General features: G+C 71.9%; 19 protein-coding genes. 9 read left to right on the top strand and 10 right to left on the bottom strand.

The annotated features are described in order from the left end of the window. The first annotated feature begins 2 nt into the window (after positions 1-2). The 3 genes from ACF09J_RS09030 to ACF09J_RS09020 all read left to right on the top strand — a co-directional run bounded on the left by ACF09J_RS09030 (position 3) and on the right by ACF09J_RS09020 (position 1,961). Positions 3-497 (top strand): thiol-disulfide oxidoreductase DCC family protein, encoded by a 495-nt coding sequence (locus tag ACF09J_RS09030; RefSeq protein ID WP_392304721.1) that lies wholly within the window; start codon positions 3-5, stop codon positions 495-497. Positions 498-506: 9 nt separating this feature from the next. Beyond that, the gene (locus ACF09J_RS09025; RefSeq protein WP_392304720.1) at positions 507-1,262 is read left to right on the top strand and encodes a TetR family transcriptional regulator; all 756 of its coding nucleotides are present in this window, start codon (positions 507-509) and stop codon (positions 1,260-1,262) included. A gap of 90 nt (positions 1,263-1,352) precedes the next feature. Next, a complete protein-coding gene (locus ACF09J_RS09020) occupies positions 1,353-1,961 on the top strand; it encodes a Uma2 family endonuclease (RefSeq protein WP_392304719.1) in 609 nt (202 codons plus the stop codon). Here the strand turns inward: ACF09J_RS09020 and ACF09J_RS09015 are convergent. Next, the gene (locus ACF09J_RS09015; RefSeq protein WP_392305103.1) at positions 1,933-4,365 is read right to left on the bottom strand and encodes an MMPL family transporter; all 2,433 of its coding nucleotides are present in this window, start codon (positions 4,363-4,365) and stop codon (positions 1,933-1,935) included. The two genes, ACF09J_RS09020 and ACF09J_RS09015, sit on opposite strands and share 29 nt — an antisense overlap. 157 nt (positions 4,366-4,522) lie before the next feature. Here ACF09J_RS09015 and ACF09J_RS09010 point away from each other — a divergent pair, with 157 nt between their 5' ends. After that, complete coding sequence (locus ACF09J_RS09010; RefSeq protein ID WP_392304718.1) at positions 4,523-5,263, top strand: response regulator transcription factor; 741 nt, start codon at positions 4,523-4,525, stop codon at positions 5,261-5,263. Further along, positions 5,260-6,714 carry a sensor histidine kinase gene (locus ACF09J_RS09005; protein ID WP_392304717.1) on the top strand — a complete coding sequence of 485 codons (1,455 nt, stop codon included), beginning with the start codon at positions 5,260-5,262 and terminating at the stop codon, positions 6,712-6,714. Before ACF09J_RS09010 ends, ACF09J_RS09005 begins: the two co-directional genes overlap by 4 nt. A 3-nt stretch (positions 6,715-6,717) precedes the next feature. Here ACF09J_RS09005 and ACF09J_RS09000 read toward each other — a convergent pair whose 3' ends face one another. From ACF09J_RS09000 to ACF09J_RS08990, 3 genes are all read right to left on the bottom strand, one after another. Next, positions 6,718-8,274: an ABC transporter substrate-binding protein gene (locus ACF09J_RS09000; RefSeq protein WP_392304716.1), complete on the bottom strand. Its 1,557-nt coding sequence runs from the start codon at positions 8,272-8,274 to the stop codon at positions 6,718-6,720. Between the two features lie 169 nt (positions 8,275-8,443). Further along, entirely contained in the window at positions 8,444-9,880 is a 1,437-nt protein-coding gene (locus ACF09J_RS08995; RefSeq protein ID WP_392304715.1) for a metallophosphoesterase, read from the bottom strand. A gap of 72 nt (positions 9,881-9,952) precedes the next feature. After that, entirely contained in the window at positions 9,953-10,192 is a 240-nt protein-coding gene (locus ACF09J_RS08990) for an SCO4848 family membrane protein (protein WP_392304714.1), read from the bottom strand. Positions 10,193-10,283: 91 nt separating this feature from the next. On the opposite strand from ACF09J_RS08990, the gene ACF09J_RS08985 reads away from it, so the two are divergent. Next, complete coding sequence (locus ACF09J_RS08985; protein ID WP_392304713.1) at positions 10,284-11,537, top strand: D-alanyl-D-alanine carboxypeptidase family protein; 1,254 nt, start codon at positions 10,284-10,286, stop codon at positions 11,535-11,537. Here ACF09J_RS08985 and ACF09J_RS08980 read toward each other — a convergent pair. After that, positions 11,485-12,447 (bottom strand): YihY/virulence factor BrkB family protein, encoded by a 963-nt coding sequence (locus ACF09J_RS08980; RefSeq protein WP_392304712.1) that lies wholly within the window; start codon positions 12,445-12,447, stop codon positions 11,485-11,487. The two genes, ACF09J_RS08985 and ACF09J_RS08980, sit on opposite strands and share 53 nt — an antisense overlap. Before the next feature lie 85 nt (positions 12,448-12,532). Here ACF09J_RS08980 and ACF09J_RS08975 point away from each other — a divergent pair, with 85 nt between their 5' ends. After that, a complete protein-coding gene (locus ACF09J_RS08975; RefSeq protein WP_392304711.1) occupies positions 12,533-13,297 on the top strand; it encodes a decaprenylphospho-beta-D-erythro-pentofuranosid-2-ulose 2-reductase in 765 nt (254 codons plus the stop codon). Between the two features lie 64 nt (positions 13,298-13,361). On the opposite strand, the gene ACF09J_RS08970 is transcribed toward ACF09J_RS08975, so the two are convergent. From ACF09J_RS08970 to ACF09J_RS08960, 3 genes are all read right to left on the bottom strand, one after another. Continuing rightward, the gene (locus tag ACF09J_RS08970; protein WP_392304710.1) at positions 13,362-13,943 is read right to left on the bottom strand and encodes a 2'-5' RNA ligase family protein; all 582 of its coding nucleotides are present in this window, start codon (positions 13,941-13,943) and stop codon (positions 13,362-13,364) included. A gap of 163 nt (positions 13,944-14,106) precedes the next feature. Next, positions 14,107-15,120: a tryptophan--tRNA ligase gene (gene trpS, locus ACF09J_RS08965; RefSeq protein ID WP_392304709.1), complete on the bottom strand. Its 1,014-nt coding sequence runs from the start codon at positions 15,118-15,120 to the stop codon at positions 14,107-14,109. Positions 15,121-15,229: 109 nt separating this feature from the next. After that, positions 15,230-16,684, bottom strand: coding sequence for a glycine hydroxymethyltransferase (locus tag ACF09J_RS08960; protein WP_392304708.1), 1,455 nt, complete (start codon positions 16,682-16,684; stop codon positions 15,230-15,232). A gap of 221 nt (positions 16,685-16,905) precedes the next feature. Here ACF09J_RS08960 and ACF09J_RS08955 point away from each other — a divergent pair, with 221 nt between their 5' ends. Then, positions 16,906-17,760 (top strand): hypothetical protein, encoded by an 855-nt coding sequence (locus ACF09J_RS08955; protein ID WP_392305102.1) that lies wholly within the window; start codon positions 16,906-16,908, stop codon positions 17,758-17,760. Between the two features lie 31 nt (positions 17,761-17,791). On the opposite strand, the gene ACF09J_RS08950 is transcribed toward ACF09J_RS08955, so the two are convergent. Continuing rightward, positions 17,792-19,210, bottom strand: a complete 1,419-nt coding sequence (locus ACF09J_RS08950) for a PLP-dependent aminotransferase family protein (protein WP_392304707.1) — start codon at positions 19,208-19,210, stop codon at positions 17,792-17,794. Positions 19,211-19,257: 47 nt separating this feature from the next. Between ACF09J_RS08950 and ACF09J_RS08945 the strand changes: the two genes are divergently transcribed. Continuing rightward, positions 19,258-19,788 carry a carboxymuconolactone decarboxylase family protein gene (locus ACF09J_RS08945; RefSeq protein ID WP_392304706.1) on the top strand — a complete coding sequence of 177 codons (531 nt, stop codon included), beginning with the start codon at positions 19,258-19,260 and terminating at the stop codon, positions 19,786-19,788. Positions 19,789-19,863: 75 nt separating this feature from the next. On the opposite strand, the gene ACF09J_RS08940 is transcribed toward ACF09J_RS08945, so the two are convergent. Further along, positions 19,864-20,817: an ABC transporter substrate-binding protein gene (locus ACF09J_RS08940; RefSeq protein ID WP_392304705.1), complete on the bottom strand. Its 954-nt coding sequence runs from the start codon at positions 20,815-20,817 to the stop codon at positions 19,864-19,866. Between the last annotated feature and the right edge of the window lies 1 nt (position 20,818).

Genomic DNA, 20,818 nt, shown 5'->3' with positions numbered 1-20,818 from the left:
CGATGACGGCCACCGCCGGCCGGGACCGGGACGCCTCGGGGGGCGTCCCGGTCCGCGGGCTCACCGTCCTGTACGACGCCGAGTGCTCGCTGTGCGCGTCCGTGCGCGACTGGCTCGTCAGGCAGCCGCAGTTGGTACCGCTGGAACTGGTCCCGGCCGGCTCCGAGCAGGCCAGGCGGCGTTTCCCCGGCCTCGACCACGGCACCACCCTGGACGAGGTCACGGTCGTCGGCGACTCGGGCCAGGTCTACCGGGGCGCCGCCGCCTGGATCGTCGTCCTGTGGGCCCTGCGCGAGCACCGGCCGCTCGCGCACCGGCTCAGCACCCCGGCGGGCGCGCGGCTCGCCAGGGGCGCGGTCCTGGCCGCCGCCAAGTGGCGCGGCGGCCAGTGGGGCGGGAGCGCGTACCGGCGCGGGGACGGGTGGTCCTACGACCCCCGCCTCGGCTGGACCTACGACCCACCCGGCTGCGACGGCGGCGCGTGCGCCACTGGCTAGGCTCTGTGCGTGCCCCTGAAGAACGACGACGACGGCCCCGGTGAGGGTGTGCCCGCCAGCAAGTCCGAGCAGACCCGCGCGCTCATCCTGGAGACGGCCATGCGGCTGTTCCAGGAACGCGGCTACGACAAGACGACCATGCGGGCCATCGCCAAGGAGGCCGGGGTCTCCGTCGGCAACGCGTACTACTACTTCGAGGGCAAGGAGCACCTGATCCAGGGCTTCTACGACCGGATCGCCGCCGAACACCGGGCGGCGGTCCGTGAGGTCCTGGCCCGGGAGACCGACCTGGAGGCGCGGCTGGCGGGCGTGCTGACGGCGTGGCTGGACGTCGCCACGCCGTACCACGAGTTCGCGGTGCAGTTCTTCAAGAACGCCGCCGACCCCGACAGCCCCCTCAGCCCCTTCTCCGCCGAGTCGGAGCACGCGCGCGCGGAGGCCATCGGCATCCACAAGGAGGTGCTGCACGGCGCGCGGACCAAGGTCCCGGCGGACCTGCGGGAGGCGCTGCCCGAGCTGATGTGGCTCTCCCAGATGGGGCTCGTCCTGTACTGGATCTTCGACCGGACCGAGGGGCGTGAGCGCAGCTACCGGCTGGCCGAGCGCGGCGCCCGGCTCACCGCCCGCGGGGTGTCCCTGGCCCGCTTCCGCGTCCTGCGCCCCCTGGTGCACGAGGTGCACGACCTGTTCACGGACTTCCTGCCTGGAATGACGAGGATGATGCCGGACCCGGCGAGCAGGGGGCGGGACGCTTCGGTCGAGTGATCACGTCCGGGTGAACGGGCGCGAAGGGGACACCCGGCGCGCGGCCTGCCTACGATGATGCTCTCGACACCAGCCCCTAGGAGGCACGCGATGTCCGCCGCATCCGTCGAGCAGTCCCATGGCGACCGTCCGTTGATCGCGGAAGCCAACCGGCTCATGGACCGCAACCCGGGGTACCGCGTCGAGATCATCGGAGGCCAGATCCTCGTGTCCCCGCCGCCCAACGCCGCTCATGCCCGTGCTTTGTCGAGGTTGAGGGCGGTCTTCATCGCCTCCGGTCTGGGCGACGGGGAAAGCGAGGTTTTCGAAGGCATCGGGCTCTGGCTTCCCACGGGAACCGAGGACTACGCGATCCCCGACCTGGTGGTCGTCGATGCCGATATCGACGACCACCTCGTCGAGAACAACTGCTACGCCCCCGTCTGCTTCCGCCTGGTCCTCGAAGTCACCTCCAGCAACTGGAAGACCGACCTGCGGAACAAGGTCAAGGCCTATGCAGGCGCCAAGATCCCGGTCTATGTGATCGTCGACCGCAAACACCAGCGCCTCCATGTCCTGACCGACCCCGTCGGCGACGACTACGAGAACCACCGCCCGTGCTCCCCCGGCGAGGACGTCACCCTGCCCGCCGTCATCGGCGCCGAGGTCACTCTGAGTGTCGACGAGATCCTCAAGGCCGGCCAAGTGCGGATGGGTTGACCGCGTCGGCCTCCTCCTCCGTGAGTTCCACGTCGTGGACCAGGGGGCCGTCGGTCACGACGACGTGGTGGGCGCGGGAGCCATGGAGGGAGGCCGTGGCCGCCAGCAGATAGGTGCCCGGGCCCGGTACCGCGACGATGTACGAGCCGTCGGCCAGGGACGCCACCCGGTCCAGTTGGCGACCGCCCTTGGACAGCAGGGTCACGGCCGCGCCGTGGACCGGCTCGCCCTCCTCGGTGCGGATGAAGCCGTGGACCACCGAAGCGGGGCCCGGCCGAGGCGCAGGTGCCTCCTGGGGCTCCTCCGCCGGCTCGACGGCCAGATGCGGCAGACGGCGCTCCAGCCAGGCCGGCAGCCACCAGTTGGCCCGGCCGAACAGGTGCATCGCCGCCGGCACCAGCGCCGTCCGCAGCACGAACGCGTCCAGCGCGACCGCCGCCGCGAGGCCCACACCCGCCATCGCCGCGCCCTGGTTGCCGCTCAGGACGAAGGCGAGGAAGACACAGACCATGATCAGGGCCGCGGAGTTGATGACCCGGCTGGTCTCCGCGAGGCCCACCCGGACCGCGCGCGCGTTGTCCCGGGTGTGCACCCACTCCTCGTGCATCCGGCTCACCAGGAAGACCTGGTAGTCCATCGACAGGCCGAACAGCAGGGACAGCATGATGATCGGCAGGAACGCCTGGATCGGTCCCTCCTTGCCGAGGCCGAGCAGTTCCAGGCCCCAGCCCCACTGGTAGATCGCCACCAGGACGCCGAACGACGCGGCGGCGGCGACCAGGTTCATCACGGCCGCCGTCAGCGGCACCAGCAGGGAGCGGAAGGCGACCAGCAGGAGCAGGAAGCCGAGGCCGACGATGGTCGTGACGAAGTACGGCAGCCGGTCGCCCGTGACGGACGCGAAGTCCTTGGAGACCGCCGTGACACCGCCGACGTGCGCCCGAGCTCCCGTCCCGGGGATCACCTCGTCGCGCAGGGTGTCGATGAGCCGGTCGGTCTGCTCGGACTGCGGCGAGGTGGTCGGGACGACCTGGATGACGGTGACGCCGTTCGCGGGCGGCAGCGGTGCCACCCGGGCCACCCCGCGGGTACCGGCGATGCCCTTGACCAGCGCGGTGGTGTCACCGTCGGCCGAGACCACCTGGAGCGGCCCGTTGAAACCGGGTCCGAAGCCCTCGGCCAGCAGGTCGTACGCCTTGCGGGTCGTCGTCGAGGCGTCGTCGTTGCCCTGGTCGGTGGCGCCCAGCCGCAGCGACAGCACCGGCAGCGCGAGGAGGACCATGACGACCAGCGCCAGGCCCGCGATCCAGCCGGGACGCCGCTGCACCGTGCCCGACCAGCGGGCCGCGAGCGAGCTCGCCCGCTCCTCCCGCACGGGACCCTCGGCCGCGAGCCGCCGCCGCTGGCGCCGGCTGAGCACCCGCGGCCCGAGGAAGCCGAGCAGGGCCGGCAGCAGCGTGACCGCCGCGAGCACGCTCAGCACCACCGTGAGCGAGGTGCCGATGACCACGCCGTCCAGGAAGCGCAGATTGGTCACCAGCATCCCGGCGAGGGCGATGCACACCGTGCCGCCCGCGAACAGCACCGCACGGCCCGAGGTGTTGAGGGCGACCGCCGCCGACTCCTCCGGTTCCAGACCGCGCAGCAGGCCCCGCCGGTGCCGGGTGACGATGAACAGCGCGTAGTCGATGCCCACTCCGAGACCGATCAGCGAGGCGAGCAGCGGGGCGATGTCGGGCACGTCCGTGACATGACTGATCAGCTGGGTGGAGAACAGGCCGATGCCGACTCCGAAGACCGCCACGGCGATCGGCAGGAGCATCGCGAAGAGCGAGCCGAAGGCGAGGAACAGCACGAGCGCCGCCGCCGCGAGGCCGACCAGCTCGGACAGACCCGTGGGCGGCTCCTGGATCCGGGTGATCGCCTGGCCGCCCAACTCCACCCGCAGACCGTCGCGTTCGGCCGCGCGTGCGGTGTCGACCGCATCCTGCACGAGCTGCTTGGGCACCTCGTTCGCCCGCTCGGTGAAGGTGAGCTGCGCGTACGCGATCGTCCCGTCCCGGCTGACCTGCGTCGCGCCCCGCGCGCCCGTGTACGGGCTGCTGACCGCGCCGACCCCCGGCATCCGGCCGATCTTCTCCAGGGCGGGCTCGATCCGGTCGCGTACCGACGCGTCCCGTACCGATCCCGCCTCGACCTTCCACACCACCGTGTCGGTGTCGCCCGCGGCCTTCGGGAACGCCTTCTCCATCAGGTCGAACGCGGACTTGGAGTCCGTGTCCGGCAGCGAGAAGACGTTCGCATAGGCCGTGCCCCCCGCGGACGCCCCGGCGCCCACCCCGATCAGCGCCACCACCCACAGCAGCAGGACCAGCAGCCGGTGCCGGTAGCACCACCGCGCCAATGTCGTCACTCTCTCCGCTCCTTCATCCGGGTCCCCCGGGTCCTGGGTCTCCAGCATCCGCAGCGGCGGGCGCGGACGGGCACGTGCCGCCCCGACTCTCAAGGAACTCCAAAGCACCCGCGGCCCCGCCGCCGGTCCCGCCGCGGATACTGGGGACATGACCGTCAACGAGGCAGCGCACGAAGGGGCGACGGTTCTCGTCGTCGAGGACGAGGAGTCCATCGCGGACGTCCTCGCGATCGCCCTGCGCTACCACCGCTTCCAGGTGATGACCGCGGGCACCGTCCGCGAGGCGTGCGCGCTCGCCGAGCGCACCCGGCCCGACGTGGCCCTGCTGGACGTGATGCTGCCGGACGGCGACGGCCGGGCGCTGGGCCGTGAACTGCGCACCCGCTGCCCCGACCTGGCGCTGGTCTTCGTCACCGCGCGGGACGCGCCCGCGGAGGTCGTCGGCGCGCTCGGCTTCGGCGACGACTACATCACCAAGCCGTTCAACATCGACGAGGTCGTCGCCCGCGTACGGGCCGTCCTGCGCCGCACCCTCCCCCACGCTCGAACGAGCTCGCGCGGGGGCACCCCCATCGCCGACGTCCTCCCGCACCGCCCGCCGCTGCGCTACGGTGACCTGGAGCTGGACGAGACGACGTACTCGGCGCACCGCGCGGGCCGTACGGTCGAGCTCACCCCCACCGAGTACGCGCTGCTGCGCTTCCTGGTGCGCAACGGCGGCCGGATCGTGCCCAAGGACCAACTCCTCAGGCACGTCTGGCAGTACGAGCACACGCCGCCCGAGTCGACCGTCGTCGAGACCTACATCAGCTATCTGCGCCGCAAACTGGACATGCTCGGACCGCCGTTGATCACGACCCGGCGGGGCGTCGGATACGGGCTGGCATGAGGCCGGGCAGACCGCGTCCGCGGCGCCGCAGGGACGGGCTCCACTCGCTGCGCGGCAAGCTGACCCTGGCGAACGTCGGGCTGCTCGCCGTGGGGGTCGTGGTGGCGACCGCCGCGAGCCTGATGGGCATGCGGCACTATCTGCTCGGCCAGATCGACAACCAGCTGATCAAGACCCGTGACTCCGTGGTGGACTCCCGGCTCGCCATGCCGCAGATCGACTCGCTGGCCGCGCTGACCCTCATCCGGGACCACTTCATCCAGCCCCCCGCCAACAGGCGCCGCCCGGAGTCCGTCTTCACCGCCGTCGGCAGCGGGGGCGAGGCCATGCCCATCGCCGGTTTCGTGCCGACCGACGCCCAGCGGTCGCTGGCCGCCGCGGTCGGCGACCCGCGCGCGCTCGCCGCCGACCGCGCACCGCACGAGGTGAAGCTGCACGGCGGCACCTACCGGGCGACCTCCGCCCGTCTGACCGACGGCAACTACCTCCTGTTCGCCACCTCCACCGACTCACTGCACCAGGGCATCGCCAAGGCCCTCAAGCTGGACCTGGGCGTCGGCACGCTGCTGCTGGCGCTGCTCGCCTGTCTGACGATGTTCAGCGTGCGGGTCCGGATGCGCCCGCTGGAGGACATGGTGGAGACCTCCTCGGCCATCGCCGAGGGCGACCTGACCCGGCGCGTGCCCTCGAGTCACCATCCCACCCGGGAGGTGGAACAGCTGCGCGTCGCGCTGAACTCCATGCTGCACCAGGTGGAGTCGGCGTACCGCACCCGCGAGCGCAGCGCCGCCCAGCTGCGCCGCTTCGTCGCCGACGCCTCGCACGAGCTGCGCACCCCGCTGTCGGCGATACGCGGCTATCTCCAGCTCTACGACAAGGGGATGCTGACCGAGCCCGGCGAACGCAGGCGCGCCTGGGACCGGATGAACGCCGAGGCGGACCGCATGGGGCGGCTCGTCGACGAACTGCTCACCCTGGCCCGCCTGGACCAGCGGCCGCAGCTTCGGCTGCGGAACGTCGACGTCGTCCGGCTGGTGCGGGACGCCGCCGAGGACCTGCGCGCACAGCAGCCCGAGCGGCCCGTGACGGTCGGCGCCGAGGGCGTCCTCCTCGTCCGCGCCGACGAGTCGGGGCTCCGGCAGGTGCTCGGCAACCTGGTCGCCAACGTGCGCGTCCACACGCCCGCCGACGTCCCGGTGCGACTCACGGCGGAACGCGCCGACGGTGTCGTACGGCTGTGTGTCCGGGACAAGGGGCCGGGGCTGGCGGAGGAGGACGCGGCGCGCGTCTTCGACCGTTTCTTCCGCGCGGGCGGCGGCGCGGGCAGCGGCCTCGGCATGGCCATCGTCCAGGGGGTGGCCGAAGCGCACGGCGGGCAGGTGGCCGTCCGCACGAACCCCGGGGAGGGGTTCGCGGTGACGGTCACGCTGCCCGCGCAGTCCTGTGCGTAGCGGTCAGATCCAGTCGAGCTTCCAGAGCCGGAAGCTGCCTGTGCCGTCCGACAGGTACTGGCCGCCGCCGACGTCCTCGCTGCTGACCACGTACTCCTTGCGCTGCCACAGCGGGATCAGCGGCACGTCGGTGGCGACGTTCGCCTGGAGGTCGCGGAAGTCCGCCGCGATCTTGCCCCGGTCGGCGTACTGCTGGGTGTCCCGGATGAGGTTGTCGACGGTCTTGCTGCTGTAGCCGGTCCTCATCGTGCTGCCGGTGCCGACGAGGGCGCCGCCGAAGGTGTCGGGGTCCGGGTAGTCGGCCACCCAGCCGACCGCGTACGCGTCGAGCTTGCCGCCCGCCCAGAGCTTCTGGAAGTCGGACCACTCGTAGCCCTTGAGGTCGACCTTGAACAGGCCGCTCGCCTCGAGCTGCCGCTTGAGCTCCGCGGCCTCCTCGCCGGCGGCGCCGCGCCCCTGGCCGTAGCCGTAGGTGAAGTGCACCGGGACGGACACGCCGGCCTCGGTCAGCAGCTCGCGGGCCTTCTGGGCGTTCTGCGTCGGGTAGGCGTCGAAGAAGGACGTGTTGTGGCCCGTGATGCCGGCCGGGATCAGCGAGTACAGCGCGTCGACGGTCCCGTCGTACACGCCGCCGGCCAGCTTCTCGCGGTTGATCAGCCAGGCGACGGCCTGCCGGACGCGGGTGTCGTGCAGCGGCGAGGAGGCACGGGTGTTGAGGTACAGGTTGCGGGTCTCGGAGCTGTCGGACACCGACACGCGCATCGCGGGGTCGCTGGGGTTGAGCCCGGCGAGGAGCTTCGGGGGCAGGTTGCGCGTGGCGACGTCGATCTGCTTGCCCGTCCACGCCTTCTCCAGCTCGGCCGGGCTCTCGAAGTAGCGCAGCGCGACCGGTCGCCCGGTGCTGCTGATGGCGCCCTTGTAGGCGTCGTTCGGTACGAGGTCCGCGCTCTTGTCCTTGGCGTACCCCTTGAGCCGGTACGGCCCGGTGCCGTCGGCCGCCGTGCCGGTGCGCAGTCCGTTGGCCGGGTAGCGGGTGTGGTCGACGATGGAGCCGGCGCCCGTGGCCACCTTCAGCGGGAAGGTGGCGTCCGGGGTCGACAGGTGGAAGGTGACGGTCATGCCGTCGGTCTCCACCGAGCCGAGGGTCGACAGCAGCGAGGAGGGGCCGACGTCGGAGTTGATCTTCTTGATCCGGTCGAAGGAGAACTTCACGTCCTCGCCGGTCATCGTGCGCCCGCTGGGGAACTTGATGCCCTCGCGCAGTTCGCAGCGGTAGGTGCGCAGTCCACCGCCGGTGAAGTTGCAGTTCTTGGCCGCGTCCGGCACGGGTGTGACACCACCCGGCTCGAAGGTCAGCAGGGACTGGAACACGTTGCTGAACAGAGCCCAGGAGCCCGCGTCGTACGCTCCTGCCGGGTCCAGCGACGTGACGGCGTCCGTCGTGCCCACGACGATCGCGTTGTTCTTGTCGTCCTTCGACGGCAGCAACTGCCAGCCGCCCACCCCCACGACCGCCAGCACCACCAGCGTCGTGAGGATCCGCATGCGAACCGACCGCATCCGTACCCTCCCCAGACCCCTTTTGGGCCCTTCTGCATAAGCCACACACCTGAGTGGCGCCCGTTACCTAATCACACGCATTTCGCCAGGGGGAAGCCGGGTCTGGGGAGAATGAGAAGAAGTTACGAAGACTTGTTGTTCGAGCGTTTCGGGGTGGGATCCGCGGTCTCTACGCCTGCCTGGAGGCGAGCTGGACGACGGTGATGTCGGAAGGTGCGCCGACCCGTGTGGGCGGGCCCCAGGCGCCCGCGCCGCGGCTGACGTACAACTGGGTGTCGCCGTACCGTTCCAGGCCGGCGACCGTCGGGTTGGCGGCGGCCGCGAGGAGGCTGCCGGGCCAGAGCTGGCCGCCGTGGGTGTGGCCGGAGAGCTGGAGGTCCACACCGTGCCGGACGGCCTCGTGGATCTGCACCGGCTGGTGGGCGAGCAGCACGCACGCGCGTGCGGTGTCCCGGTCGCCGAGCGCCCGCTGGAAGTCGGGGCCCTGCCCCTCGCTCTCCCCCCGTACGTCGTTGACGCCGGCCAGGTCGAAGGCGGGCAACTCGGTGCGCGCGTTCTCCAGGGGAAGCAGGCCGAGCCGCCGCACCTCCTCCACCCACTGCTCGGCGCCGGAGAAGTACTCGTGGTTGCCCGTGACGAAGTACGCCCCGTGCCGCGCCCGGAGCCCGGCCAGCGGCGCCGCGGCCGGCCCGAGGTCCTTCACGCTGCCGTCCACCAGGTCCCCGACGACGGCGACGAGGTCGGGCTGGGTCGCGTTGACCGTGTCGACGACCTTCTGCGCGAAGCCGCGCCCGAGGACGGGTCCGAGGTGGACGTCGCTGACGACGGCGATCCGGTACCCGTGCGCCGCCCGCGGCAGTTTCGCCAGCGGCACGGTGACCCGCTTCACCCGCGGCCCGCGCAGCACCCCGTAGGTCCCGTACCCGACGGTCCCGAGAGCCACCGCGGCGGCGCCCGCGCCGGCCACCCGCGACACGAACAGCCGCCGGCTGGGAAGGTCACGCGGGGCCGGTGACGCGCCCGCGGGTGCCCGCCGTTCGCCGGCGCCCGCCGGCGCCTCGGCCGCGAGGGCGACCGCCTCCGGCCCCGACTGCTTTTCGCCACCGGGCACGGGCACCCGGCCGGAGCCCGTACGGACCTCGTGCGCGGGCCGATCGCCCGCCCCGGCCTCGGAACGGGAAACCGGCGGGCGACCGGGCACCGGCGCGGCGGCGGACTCCAGTGCCTCGGAAGGTTCCTGTGCGGCGGGCGGCGGGTCGCCCGGACCCGGGGCAGCCGGCCGCGGGCCCGTGGGCAGGAGGCGGCGCAGGAGGGGCCGGAGGACCTCCGTCGCCAGGGTGGCCAGGAGCAGGTACAGCGCCAGGGGGAGCCAGAGGAAGCCGGGCCAGGCCAGGGTGCGCTGGAGCCAGAAGGGGGCGCCGGCCTGTTCGGTGACGAGGGCTCCGACGGCCAGGAGCCAGCCGCCCGCGATCAGGACCGCGCCCGCCCGGCGTACCGGACCGGGCCCGCGGGTGGTGTCGCGGAACAGGCGACGCCACAGATACCAGTTGGCGGCCACCACCCCGCTGAGCACGAGCAGCGCAACGAGCACGAAGACGACCACCATGCCGTCCGTTCCTTCCGCCTGATGCCTGGTGGGCCGGCCCCTGCCGAAGGCCCCGTGGAGCTGTTCGAAACGCTATGACGTCCGGCGCAGTGCGCGCAGTCCCCGCAACCCGATGCCGCCGATGACCGTCCCCAATACGAAGGAGACGACGGCGAGCGTCAGATGCACCCAGAAGTACGCCGTCGGGTGCCCGTGGTCGAACGCCAGACCGCTGCCGTCCTTGATGAGATTTTTAACGAAAGTGACCCAAATGACCCAACTCCACACCCCGAAGGCGAGCAGGAACCAGGAAACGGGACGGCTGAGCTTCATACGTTCAGTATCACCGTCCGGAACCCGGCTCCGCGTCCGGGGTGGGAGGGCGGGCGGCACGCCACTGCCCGCGCCCGGTACGTTTCCGACCGTGCCCGCACCCAATAAGATCATCAGGCGATCGCTCGCGATTGCCCTGCTGTCCGTCTCGCTGACCGCGCCCGCCGCTCTCGCCGCGCCGGTCCCCTCGGCCACTCCACCGGCCGGGATGTCCACCGTCGGCGGTGCCCGCCTGGGCCTGCCCGGCACACAGGTCGACCTCGGCGACGGCGCCCCCGTACTGCCGAAGGGCCTCACCGCGCGCTCCTGGATCGTCGCGGACGCCGAGTCCGGCGCGGTGCTCGCCGCGCACAACGCGCACTGGCGGCTGCCTCCGGCCAGCACGCTGAAGATGCTGTTCGCCGACACCGTGCTGCCGAAGTTCCCGCGTACGCAGACGCACAAGGTCACCCCGGCCGACCTGGCCGACGTGGGCGCCGGGTCCAGCCTGGTCGGTATCAAGGAGAACGAGACCTACACGGTCCACGACCTGTGGCTGGGCGTCTTCCTGCGCTCCGGCAACGACGCCGTGCACGTGCTGTCCGCGATGAACGGCGGCACCGAGCCGACCGTGGAGGACATGAACGCGCACGCGCAGGAGCTCCAGGCGCTCGACACGAACGTGGTGACCCCGGACGGCTACGACGCCGACCATCAGGTCTCGTCGGCGTACGACCTCACGCTGTTCGCCCGTTCGGGGATGCAGAAGAAGGACTTCCGCGAGTACTGCTCGACCGTGCGGGCGTCGTTCCCGGGCGAGACGAAGAAGAACAAGAAGGGCAAGACCTCCCGCGGCTCCTTCGAGATACAGAACACCAACCGGCTGCTGAGCGGCGACTACGACGTCTCGGTGTACCAGGGCATCGCCGGGGTGAAGAACGGCAACACCACCCACGCGGGCGCCACCTTCACCGGCGTCGCCGAGCGCGACGGCCGGGTGCTGCTCGTGACGGTGATGAACCCGGAGAAGAAGGACCACAACGAGGTCTACAGGGAGACCGCCAAGCTCTTCGACTGGGGCTTCGCTGCCCTGGACAAGGCGCGCCCGGTGGGCGAGCTGGTGCCGCCGAGGAGTGCCGCCGAGGCGAAGGCACAGCCGGGCGCCGAGCCCTCCGCGGGCCGGACGGGCGAGAGTGACCCGTCCCCCGCGGCCGCGACGCACGCGTCCGTCGGGAACGGCTCCAACGGGGTGGGGATCGCCCTGGGGGTCGCCGGTGGCGTGCTGGTCCTGCTCGCGGCCGGCGCGTTCCTGGTCAACCGCCGCTGGCCGCTGCCGGACCTGATGCGCCGCCGGACCCGCCCCTGAGATCGACGGCCCGGCCGCCGTCGCCGTCACCGTCCTTGCCGGGCGCACCGGTCCCGTCGCCCGTACCGCTCTGCGTCGCCGTCCAGGCGGCGCAGTACAGGACCAGCTTGGACGTGAAGTTGATCCACAGCAGCAGGGCGACGGGGACCCCGAAGGCGCCGTACATGCTCTTCGCCGCCACGCCCTGGATGTAGCCGCTCAACATCAGCTTCAACAGCTCGAAGCCGACCGCGCCGAGCAGCGCGGCGACCAGCAGCCGGTGGCGCGGCGGCTCGACGCCGGGCAGCAGGGTGAGGACGTACAGCAGCACCAGGAAGTCGGCCAGTACGGCGACCGCGAACGCGATGATCCGCAACACGACGCTGCCCCAGCCGTGTTCGGCCAGGCCGATCTCCCGGGAGAGGTAACCGACGGCGGCCGAGGCGACGGTGGACACGGCGAGGGTGACCAGCAGCGCGCCACCGAGGCCGATCAGCACGCCCGCGTCCTTCACCTTGCTCATCAGCGGGTTCTCCTCCGGGTCGGGCAGCTCCCAGACCGCGCGCAGGCAGTCCCGCATCTGGGCGACCCAGTTGACACCGGTCAGCAGCAGGGCGGCACCGGCGATGAGCCCGACCGTGCCGGCGTTCTGCACCAGGGCGCTGATGTCCAACTGCTGCCCGAGGCCCGGGAACTGCTGGACGATCTTGTTCTGGAGCGTGTGCTGCTGCTGCGGACTGAGTGTGGCCGCGCCGATCGCGGCGGCCACGGTCAGCAGCGGGAACAGCGCGACGAAGCTGATGAACGTCATGGCGGCGGCAAGTCGCGACCACTTGACCCGGTCCAGGCGTTCGTACGACCGCCAGGCGTGCGTGGTCATCAGGCGGGCCGCCCACGGCCCGACGACGGGAAGCTTCTTCAGCCAGTCCATGATCCGACTGTGCCCGCTGGGCCGCCATGTGAACACCGCGTTTCTGCGTCAAAACACGCATAACCGGACGATACAGTCGTCTGCCGTGAAGGATGCCTCCGGTCTCCCGCGTCTTCCCCGGTCCCTGCTCGTCCTCGGCGGCACATCCGAGATCGCTCTGGCCACCGTGCGCCGCCTGATCGCCCGCCGCACCCGTACCGTGTGGCTGGCCGGCCGGCCGTCGCCGGCCCTGGAGGAGGCCGCCGCGCATCTGCGCGCCCTGGGCGCGGAGGTGCGCACCGTGCCCTTCGACGCACTCGACTGCGCCTCCCACGAGACGGTCCTCGGCAAGGTCTTCGCCGAGGACCGTGTCGACATGGTGCTGCTGGCCTTCGGCGTCCTCGGCGACCAGGCGTACGACGAACGGGCACCGCTGAACGCGGTCCGGGTCGCGCAGACGAACTACACCGGGGCGGTGTCCGCGGGACTGGTGGCCGGACAGGGGTTGCAGAACCAGGGGCACGGCTCGCTCGTGGTGCTCTCCTCGGCCGCCGGCGAACGCGCCCGCCGCGCGGACTTCATCTACGGCTCGAGCAAGGCCGGTCTCGACACCTTCACCCAGGGCCTGGGCGACGCGCTGTACGGCACCGGGGTGCACGTCATGGTGGTACGCCCCGGGTTCGTGCGCTCCAGGGCGACCGCCGGCCGCGAGGCGGAACCCTTCAGCGTCACCCCGGAACAGGTCGCCACCGCCGTCGAACTCGGCCTGCGCAGACGCTCGGAGACGGTGTGGGTGCCCGGTGTGCTCCGGGTGGTCACGACCGTGCTGCGGCATCTGCCGCGCGCGGTCTACCGGCGGCTGCCGTTGTAGTCGCCCGCGTCGCGCCTGTTCGCCGCCGGGTGCGGGCCCGATCCGGTGCGGCCGGGCGCGGCGCCTACCGGGCGGGCAGCGTGCCGCGGTCCACGGGGGCCGCCTGCGGGGGCACCATCGTGCTGCCGCCGAAACCGAACTCCCGCAGCTTGCGCCATACCCCGTCGGGGCCCTGCTCGTGCAGGGCGAACCCGGTGCACGTCCACTCGGCCTCGTACCCGGCGAGCTCCTCGAAGGCGCGGTCCATCGCCGCGTCGTCGATGCCGTGCGCCACCGTCACATGCGGGTGGTAGGGGAACTGGAGTTCGCGCGCCACCGGCCCGGAGGAGTCACGGACCTGCTTCTGCAGCCATGCGCACGCCTCGGCGCCCTCGACGACCCGCACGTAGACCACCGGGGACAGCGGCCGGAAGGTGTCCGTGCCGGACAGCCGCATGGTGAAGGGGCGCCCGGCCGCGGCCACCTCCGTCAGATGTGCCTCCACGGCCGGCAGCTCCGCGGAGTCGACCTCCGTCGGCGGGAGCAGGGTGACGTGCGTGGGGATGCCGTGAGCCGCGGCGTCGCCGAAGCCCGCGCGCCGCTGCTGGAGCAGGCTGCCGTGGGGCTCCGGGACCGCGATCGACACGCCGATCGTTACGGTCCCCACGTCGTCTCCTTCGTCGTGCCGGATGTGTTCTTCTGTTTCGTTCTCAGCCGTTTCGTCACCGCCGTCCGGCTATGACTGTACGACCACGGCACCGTTGTGGGCAGGCGCAGCCGTAGTGATGTGCAGCGCTCTGCCCCGCGGTGCGCGTGTGCGGTGGTGCGCCTCAGTGCTTGGCGGGCAGGAAACCCACCCGCTCGTACGCCTGGGAAAGGGTCTCCGCGGCGACCGCGCGCGCCTTCTCCGCGCCCTTGGCCAGGATCGAGTCCAGGGTCTCCGGGTCGTCCAGGTACTGCTGGGTCCGCTCCCGGAACGGGGTCACGAACTCCACCATGACCTCGGCGAGGTCCGTCTTGAGCGCACCGTAGCCCTTGCCGGCGTACTTCTCCTCCAGTTCGCCGATACCCGCGCCGGTCAGCGTCGAATAGATCGTCAGGAGGTTGCTCACGCCCGCCTTCGTCTCCGGGTCGTACCGGACGACGGTGTCGGTGTCCGTGACCGCGCTCTTGACCTTCTTGGCGGTGGCCTTCGGGTCGTCGAGCAGATTGATGAGGCCCTTCGGCGTGGACGCCGACTTGCTCATCTTGATCGTCGGGTCCTGTAGGTCGTAGATCTTCGCCGTCTCCCTGAGGATGTACGCGTCCGGGACGGTGAAGGTCTGGCCGAAGCGGCCGTTGAAGCGCTCGGCGAGGTCGCGGGTGAGTTCGATGTGCTGACGCTGGTCCTCGCCGACCGGCACCTGGTTGGCCTGGTACAGCAGGATGTCGGCGACCTGGAGGATCGGGTACGTGAACAGGCCGACGGAGGTCCGGTCGGTGCCCTGCTTGAGGGACTTGTCCTTGAACTGGGTCATACGGCCGGCCTCGCCGAAGCCGGTGAGGCAGTTCATGACCCAGGCGAGCTGGGCGTGCTCGGGGACGTGGCTCTGGACGAACAGCGTGCAGCGGGCCGGGTCCAGCCCGGCGGCCAGCAGCTGGGCGGCGGCGAGCCGGGTGTTGGCACGCAGTTCGGCCGGGTCCTGCGGGACCGTGATCGCGTGCAGGTCGACGACCATGTAGAAGGCGTCGTGGGTCTCCTGGAGGGCCACCCACTGGCGTACGGCGCCGAGGTAGTTGCCGAGGTGGAACGATCCAGCGGTGGGCTGGATTCCTGAGAGCACGCGGGGTCGGTCAGTCGCCATGCCCACCATTCTCTCAGTTGACTGCTCCCCTCCCTAAACGGGAGGGGATTCCTGGCTCGGGCCACCTCCTGGAGCAGCGTCCAGGAGGTCCTGCGCCCTCGGAGCCGGGTCAGCCGAGGTCGATCTCCGGGTAGAGGGGGAAGCCCGCCACGAGGTCCGTGGCCCGGTGGGAGATCTCGTCCGCGATCTTCGGGTCGAGGACGTGCTGGGCCTTGGAGGGGGTGCCCTTGCCGGTGGTGCCGGGCTCGGTGGCCGTCAGGACGCGGTCGATCAGGCCGGCGACCTCGTCCATCTCGGCGGTGCCCAGACCACGGGTGGTCAGGGCGGGGGTGCCGACGCGGATGCCGGAGGTGTACCAGGCGCCGTTGGGGTCGGCCGGGATCGAGTTGCGGTTGGTGACGATGCCGGACTCGAGCAGCGCGGCCTCGGCCTGGCGGCCGGTGAGGCCGTAGGAGGAGGCGACGTCGATCAGGTTGAGGTGGTTGTCGGTACCGCCGGTGACGAGGGTGGCGCCACGGCGCGTCAGGCCCTCGGCGAGCGCGCGGGAGTTGTCGACGATGCGCCGGGCGTAGTCCTGGAAGGAGGGCTGCCGGGCCTCGGCCAGGGCGACCGCCTTGGCGGCCATGACGTGCGGGAGGGGGCCGCCGAGGACCATCGGGCAGCCCCGGTCGACCTGGTCCTTGAGGGAGTCGTCGCACAGGACCATGCCGCCGCGCGGGCCGCGCAGCGACTTGTGGGTGGTGGTGGTGACGATCTGGGCGTGCGGCACCGGGTCGAAGTCGCCGGTCAGGACCTTGCCGGCGACCAGGCCCGCGAAGTGGGCCATGTCGACCATGAGCGTGGCGCCGACCTCGTCGGCGATCTCGCGCATGATCCGGAAGTTCACCAGGCGCGGGTAGGCGGAGTACCCGGCGACGATGATCAGCGGCTTGAACTCGCGGGCGGAGGCGCGCAGGGCCTCGTAGTCGAGGAGACCGGTGGCCGGGTCGGTGCCGTAGGAGCGCTGGTCGAACATCTTCCCGGAGATGTTCGGGCGGAAGCCGTGGGTGAGGTGGCCGCCGGCGTCCAGGGACATGCCCAGCATGCGCTGGTTGCCGAAGGCCCGGCGCAGTTCGGCCCAGTCCGCGTCGGAGAGGTCGTTGACCTGGCGGACCCCGGCCTTCTCCAGGGCGGGGGCCTCCACGCGCTGGGCGAGGACGGCCCAGAAGGCGACGAGGTTGGCGTCGATGCCGGAGTGCGGCTGGACGTAGGCGTGGCGGGCGCCGAACAGTTCCCTGGCGTGCTCGGCGGCCAGCGACTCGACGGTGTCGACGTTGCGGCAGCCGGCGTAGAAGCGGCGGCCGACGGTGCCCTCGGCGTACTTGTCGCTGAACCAGTTGCCCATGGTCAGCAGGGTGGCCGGGGAGGCGTAGTTCTCGGAGGCGATCAGCTTGAGCATCTCGCGCTGGTCGGCGACCTCCTGGCCGATGGCGTCGGCCACGCGCGGCTCGACGGCGCGGATCACGTCGAGGGCGGCGCGGAAGGCGGTGGACTCGTTGGACAGGGGCGCGGTGTTCTCAGGCATCGGGACCTCCGGACGTGGCGTCGGCGTTCACGTTACGGCCCAGGCGCACGGCACACTTTCCGCTCGGGCCGCTCCCCGATGGTCGGTCCCATCCCAGCGCGCCAGTCACGGCCCGCCGCCAGCGTACCGGGAGCACCCCGCGGCATCGGTCCCGTGTCCGCCATGCGGGCGAGCACGGGAAGGAGGGCAACTGCGTCTAGAGTCGCCTCGTGCTCTTCGGAATGGTCTGCGCTCTCGGTGCGGCGGTGTGTTTCGGCACGGCGACGGTGCTCCAGGCGATCGCCGCACGCGCCGCGGCGGACACCGGCAGGGGCGGGGACGCGGCGCTGCTGCTGCGGGCGGTGCGGCAGTGGCGGTATCTGGCGGGCCTCGGGCTGGACGGCCTCGGGTTCCTGCTCCAGATCGCGGCCCTGCGCTCGCTGCCGATCTACGTGGTCGGCGCGGCCCTCGCCGCCAGCCTCGCGGTGACGGCGGTGACCGCGTCCCGGCTGCTGCGGGTGCGGCTCAGCGCGCTGGAGTGGTCGGCGGTGGGCGTCGTCTGCGCCGGTCTGGCCATGCTGGGCCTGGCCTCGGGCACGGAGGGCCACGAGGACGGCTCGGCGGCACTGAAGTGGGCGATGCTCGGCGCGGCGCTGGCCGTGCTGCTGCTCGGAGCGCTCGCCGGCCGTCTGCCCGAGCGTGTCCGTGCCCTGCTCCTTGGCCTGGGCGCGGGCTTCGGCTTCGGCGTGGTCGAGGTGGCCGTGCGGCTGATCGACTCGCTCGTCCCGTCGGTGCTGTTCACCAATCCGGCGGCCTACGCGCTGCTCATCGGCGGAGGCGCCGCCTTCCTGCTGCTGACCTCGGCTCTCCAGCGCGGTTCGGTGACCACGGCCACCGCGGGCATGGTGATCGGCGAGACGATCGGCCCCGCGGCGGTCGGCGTGGTCTGGCTGGGCGACCGCACCCGCGAGGGCCTGGCCTGGCTCGCGGTGCTCGGCTTCGCGGTGGCGGTGGCGGGCGCCCTGGCGCTGGCGCGGTTCGGGGAGGCGCCGGTCGAGACGGAGCCGGTCGAGAAGGCGCCTGCCGCGCAGGGGTGACCACCGCTCGCCCGGGCCGCCCGACGGGACGTCAGGGCAGCACCCGGCACAGGGCGTCCAGGGCCGCCGCCCACGCGTGGTCCGGTGGGGTGCCGTAGCCGACGACCAGGGCGTCCAGCGGTGCCACGGCGGCCTGCTCGTGGCGGAAGCGGGACAGTCCGTGGAGGGCGAGTCCCTGCCAGGCGGCCGCCTGCACCACCGCGGACTCGGTGCCGGGCGGCAGCCGCAGCACGGCGTGCAGACCGGCGGCGATACCGGTGGGCCGGACGTCGGGCGCGCGGGTGGCGAGGGCCTCGACCAGGGCGTCGCGGCGGCGGCGGTAGCGCAGGCGGGCCGCGCGCACATGGCGGTCGTAGGCGCCGGAGGTGATGAACTCCGCGAGCGTGAGCTGGTCCAGCACGCCGCAGGTGTCGGAGGCACCCTTGGCGGCCGTGGCCTCCTCCATGAGGGACGGGGGCAGGGCCATCCAGGCCAGGCGCAGTCCGGGGGCCAGGGACTTGCTCGCGGTGCCCAGATGGACCACGCGGTCGGGGTCCAGTCCCTGGAGCGCGCCGACGGGCTGCCGGTCGTAGCGGAACTCGCCGTCGTAGTCGTCCTCCAGGATCAGGCCGCCGGTGCGGCGGGCCCAGTCGGTGACGGCGGCGCGCCGGTCCGGGTGCAGGGGCACGCCCATCGGGAACTGGTGGGCCGGGGTGAGCAGGACCGCTCCCGGGTCGGTCAAGTCGCCGATGACCGTGCCGAGTTCGTCGAAGGGCAGGGGCCGGGTGCGCAGGCCCGCCCGGGCCAGGATGTCCCAGTGCACGTCGAGGCCGTAGGACTCGACGGCGACCGTGGTCACGCCGCGGGCCCGCAGGACCGTGCCGAGGATCCGCAGCCCGTGCGCGAAGCCCGCGCACACCAGCAGGTGGTCGGGGTCGGTGCGGACGCCCCGGACCCGCGCGAGATGGCCGGCCAGGGCGGTGCGCAGTTCGGGCCGGCCGCGCGGGTCGCCGTAGCCGAGGGCGTGGTGGGGGGCGGTGGCCAGGGCGCGGCGGGCGGCCTTGAGCCACTGTGTGCGGGGGAAGGAGGCGAGGTCCGGGGTGCCGGGGACGAGGTCGTGGACCGGGCGGGGGCGTTCGCGTGGGTGCCGGGCCGTGCCGGTCCGCCCGGCGTCCGCGTTCGGCGCCGGCCCGAACGGCGAGGCGGGTGCTCCCAGGGCCACGCGCGTGCCGGAGCCCTGGCGGGCGGTGAGCCAGCCCTCGGCGACCAGGTCGGCGTAGGCGTCGGCGACCGTGTTGCGGGCGACGCCCAGGTCGGCGGCGAGGTTCCGGGAGGAGGGCAGCCGGGTTCCGGGGACCAGACGGCCGCCGCGGACCGCCTCGCGCAGGGCGTCGGTGAGGCCGCGGCGCACGCCGGGACCGGCCGGTTCCAGATGCAGGTCCACGCCCAGAGTGGCCCATGATTCCGCCATGGAAATGGACCATACTCCTGGGCTGCTTCGCTCATAGGGTCGGGCGTATGGCTACGACGACGAACACCGGCGAATCCACGGACACCACCGGAGGCGCCCCCGCGTACGCGCCCGAGCACGAGCCCCGTACGCAGTGGGCCAAGCACGCCCCCGAGGTCTACAAGGCCATGGTCCGGCTGGACGCGGCCGCGGGCCAGGGTCTCGACCCGCGGCTGCGCGAGCTGGTCAAGATCCGCGCCTCGCAGCTCAACCACTGCGCGTTCTGCCTGGACATGCACACCAAGGACGCGCTCGCGGCCGGCGAGAGCGTGGAGCGGATCGTGCAGCTGGCCGCATGGGAGGAGTCGCGGCACTTCTACTCGGAGAAGGAGCTCGCGGCGATCGAGCTGACCGAGGCCGTCACCGTCCTCACCGACGGCTTCGTGCCGGACGAGGTGTACGGAAGGGCCGCAGCGCACTTCGACGAGGCCGAACTGGCCCAGCTGATCGCCTCGATCACGGTGATCAACGCCTGGAACCGCTTCGGTGTGACGACCCGCGCGGTCCCGGGCCACTACACGCCGGGGCAGTACAAGTGAGGACCCCGGTCCAGGGGCCTGCCGGGCTGCCTGCCGGGCCCCTGGACCGGGTGGCCCGGCGGGTCCCGTCCGCGCTCAGTGCAGCCACTCCTTCCACGTGGACTCGTGGCCGTCCACCCACTTCTTCGCCGCCTCCGCCGGGGTGAGTCTCTGGTCGGCGATCATCAAGGAGACCTCGTTCTGGTCCTCGGTGGTCCACTTGAACTTCTTCAGGAAGGCGGCCGCCGTGCCGCCGGACCGGGCGAAGTCGGCGTTGAGGTACTTCCGCAAGGCCGTGTGCGGGTAGGCGCAGGCGACCGCGGCCGCGTCCGCGTCGCAGCCCTCCTTGTACGGAGGCAGCCGCACCTCCGTCATGGGAACCTTCTCGAACAGCCACTGCGGCGCGTACCAGTACGTCAGGAAGGGCTTCCTCTCCTTGGCGAACTGCTTGATCTGGGTGATCTGCGCCGCCTCGGAACCGGCGAAGACCACCTGGTAGTCCAGCTTCAGGTTGCGCACCAGCGCCTTGTCGTTGGTGACGTAGGACGGGGAGCCGTCCATGAGCTGGCCCTTGCCGCCGCTCTCCGCGGTGCGGAAGAGGGAGGCGTACTTGTCGAGGTTCCTCCAATCGGTGATGTCCGGGTACCGCTCGGCCAGGTACGTCGGGACGAACCAGCCGATGTGCCCGGTCACCCCGAGCTCGCCGCCCCGCGCGATGGTCTTCTTGTCGTCGACGTAGCGCTTCTCCTGGTCGGGGTGGCCCCAGTCCTCCAGGATGGCGTCGACGCGGCCCTGGCTGAGCGCGTCCCAGGCGGGGACCTCGTCGACCTGGACGGTGTCGACGCGATAGCCCAGCTCGTGTTCGAGGAGGTACTGGGCGACGGCCACGTTGGACTGGGCGCCGACCCAGGACTGCACGGACAGGGTCACGGTCTTCGAGCCCCGGGCGCCCGCGAACGGCGACGCCTGCCGGGTCATGTCGGCGGCCCCGCAGCCGCTGGTCAGCGCCAGCACCGCCACGACGGCGGTGAGAGTCGTACGGCGTCCCATG

Origin of the sequence: Streptomyces sp. NPDC014889 (genome assembly GCF_043081205.1) — a bacterium.
In the GTDB taxonomy this organism is placed as follows: Bacteria; Actinomycetota; Actinomycetes; order Streptomycetales; family Streptomycetaceae; genus Streptomyces.
The sequence above is the reverse complement of the archived record's forward strand: the minus strand, read 5'-3'. Positions and strand labels throughout refer to the sequence as shown.

Bases quoted from the DNA above. Each gene is read 5' to 3' on its own strand.
- ACF09J_RS09030 (WP_392304721.1), top strand. From the start codon at position 3: ATGACGGCCACCGCCGGCCGGGACCGGGACGCCTCGGGGGGCGTCCCG.
- ACF09J_RS09020 (WP_392304719.1), top strand. From the start codon at position 1,353: ATGTCCGCCGCATCCGTCGAGCAGTCCCATGGCGACCGTCCGTTGATC.
- ACF09J_RS09010 (WP_392304718.1), top strand. From the start codon at position 4,523: ATGACCGTCAACGAGGCAGCGCACGAAGGGGCGACGGTTCTCGTCGTC.
- ACF09J_RS09005 (WP_392304717.1), top strand. From the start codon at position 5,260: ATGAGGCCGGGCAGACCGCGTCCGCGGCGCCGCAGGGACGGGCTCCAC.
- ACF09J_RS09000 (WP_392304716.1), bottom strand. From the start codon at position 8,274: ATGCGGTCGGTTCGCATGCGGATCCTCACGACGCTGGTGGTGCTGGCG.
- ACF09J_RS08995 (WP_392304715.1), bottom strand. From the start codon at position 9,880: ATGGTGGTCGTCTTCGTGCTCGTTGCGCTGCTCGTGCTCAGCGGGGTG.
- ACF09J_RS08990 (WP_392304714.1), bottom strand. From the start codon at position 10,192: ATGAAGCTCAGCCGTCCCGTTTCCTGGTTCCTGCTCGCCTTCGGGGTG.
- ACF09J_RS08980 (WP_392304712.1), bottom strand. From the start codon at position 12,447: ATGGACTGGCTGAAGAAGCTTCCCGTCGTCGGGCCGTGGGCGGCCCGC.
- trpS (WP_392304709.1), bottom strand. From the start codon at position 15,120: ATGGCGACTGACCGACCCCGCGTGCTCTCAGGAATCCAGCCCACCGCT.
- ACF09J_RS08960 (WP_392304708.1), bottom strand. From the start codon at position 16,684: ATGCCTGAGAACACCGCGCCCCTGTCCAACGAGTCCACCGCCTTCCGC.
- ACF09J_RS08955 (WP_392305102.1), top strand. From the start codon at position 16,906: ATGGTCTGCGCTCTCGGTGCGGCGGTGTGTTTCGGCACGGCGACGGTG.
- ACF09J_RS08950 (WP_392304707.1), bottom strand. From the start codon at position 19,210: ATGGCGGAATCATGGGCCACTCTGGGCGTGGACCTGCATCTGGAACCG.
- ACF09J_RS08945 (WP_392304706.1), top strand. From the start codon at position 19,258: ATGGCTACGACGACGAACACCGGCGAATCCACGGACACCACCGGAGGC.
- ACF09J_RS08940 (WP_392304705.1), bottom strand. From the start codon at position 20,817: ATGGGACGCCGTACGACTCTCACCGCCGTCGTGGCGGTGCTGGCGCTG.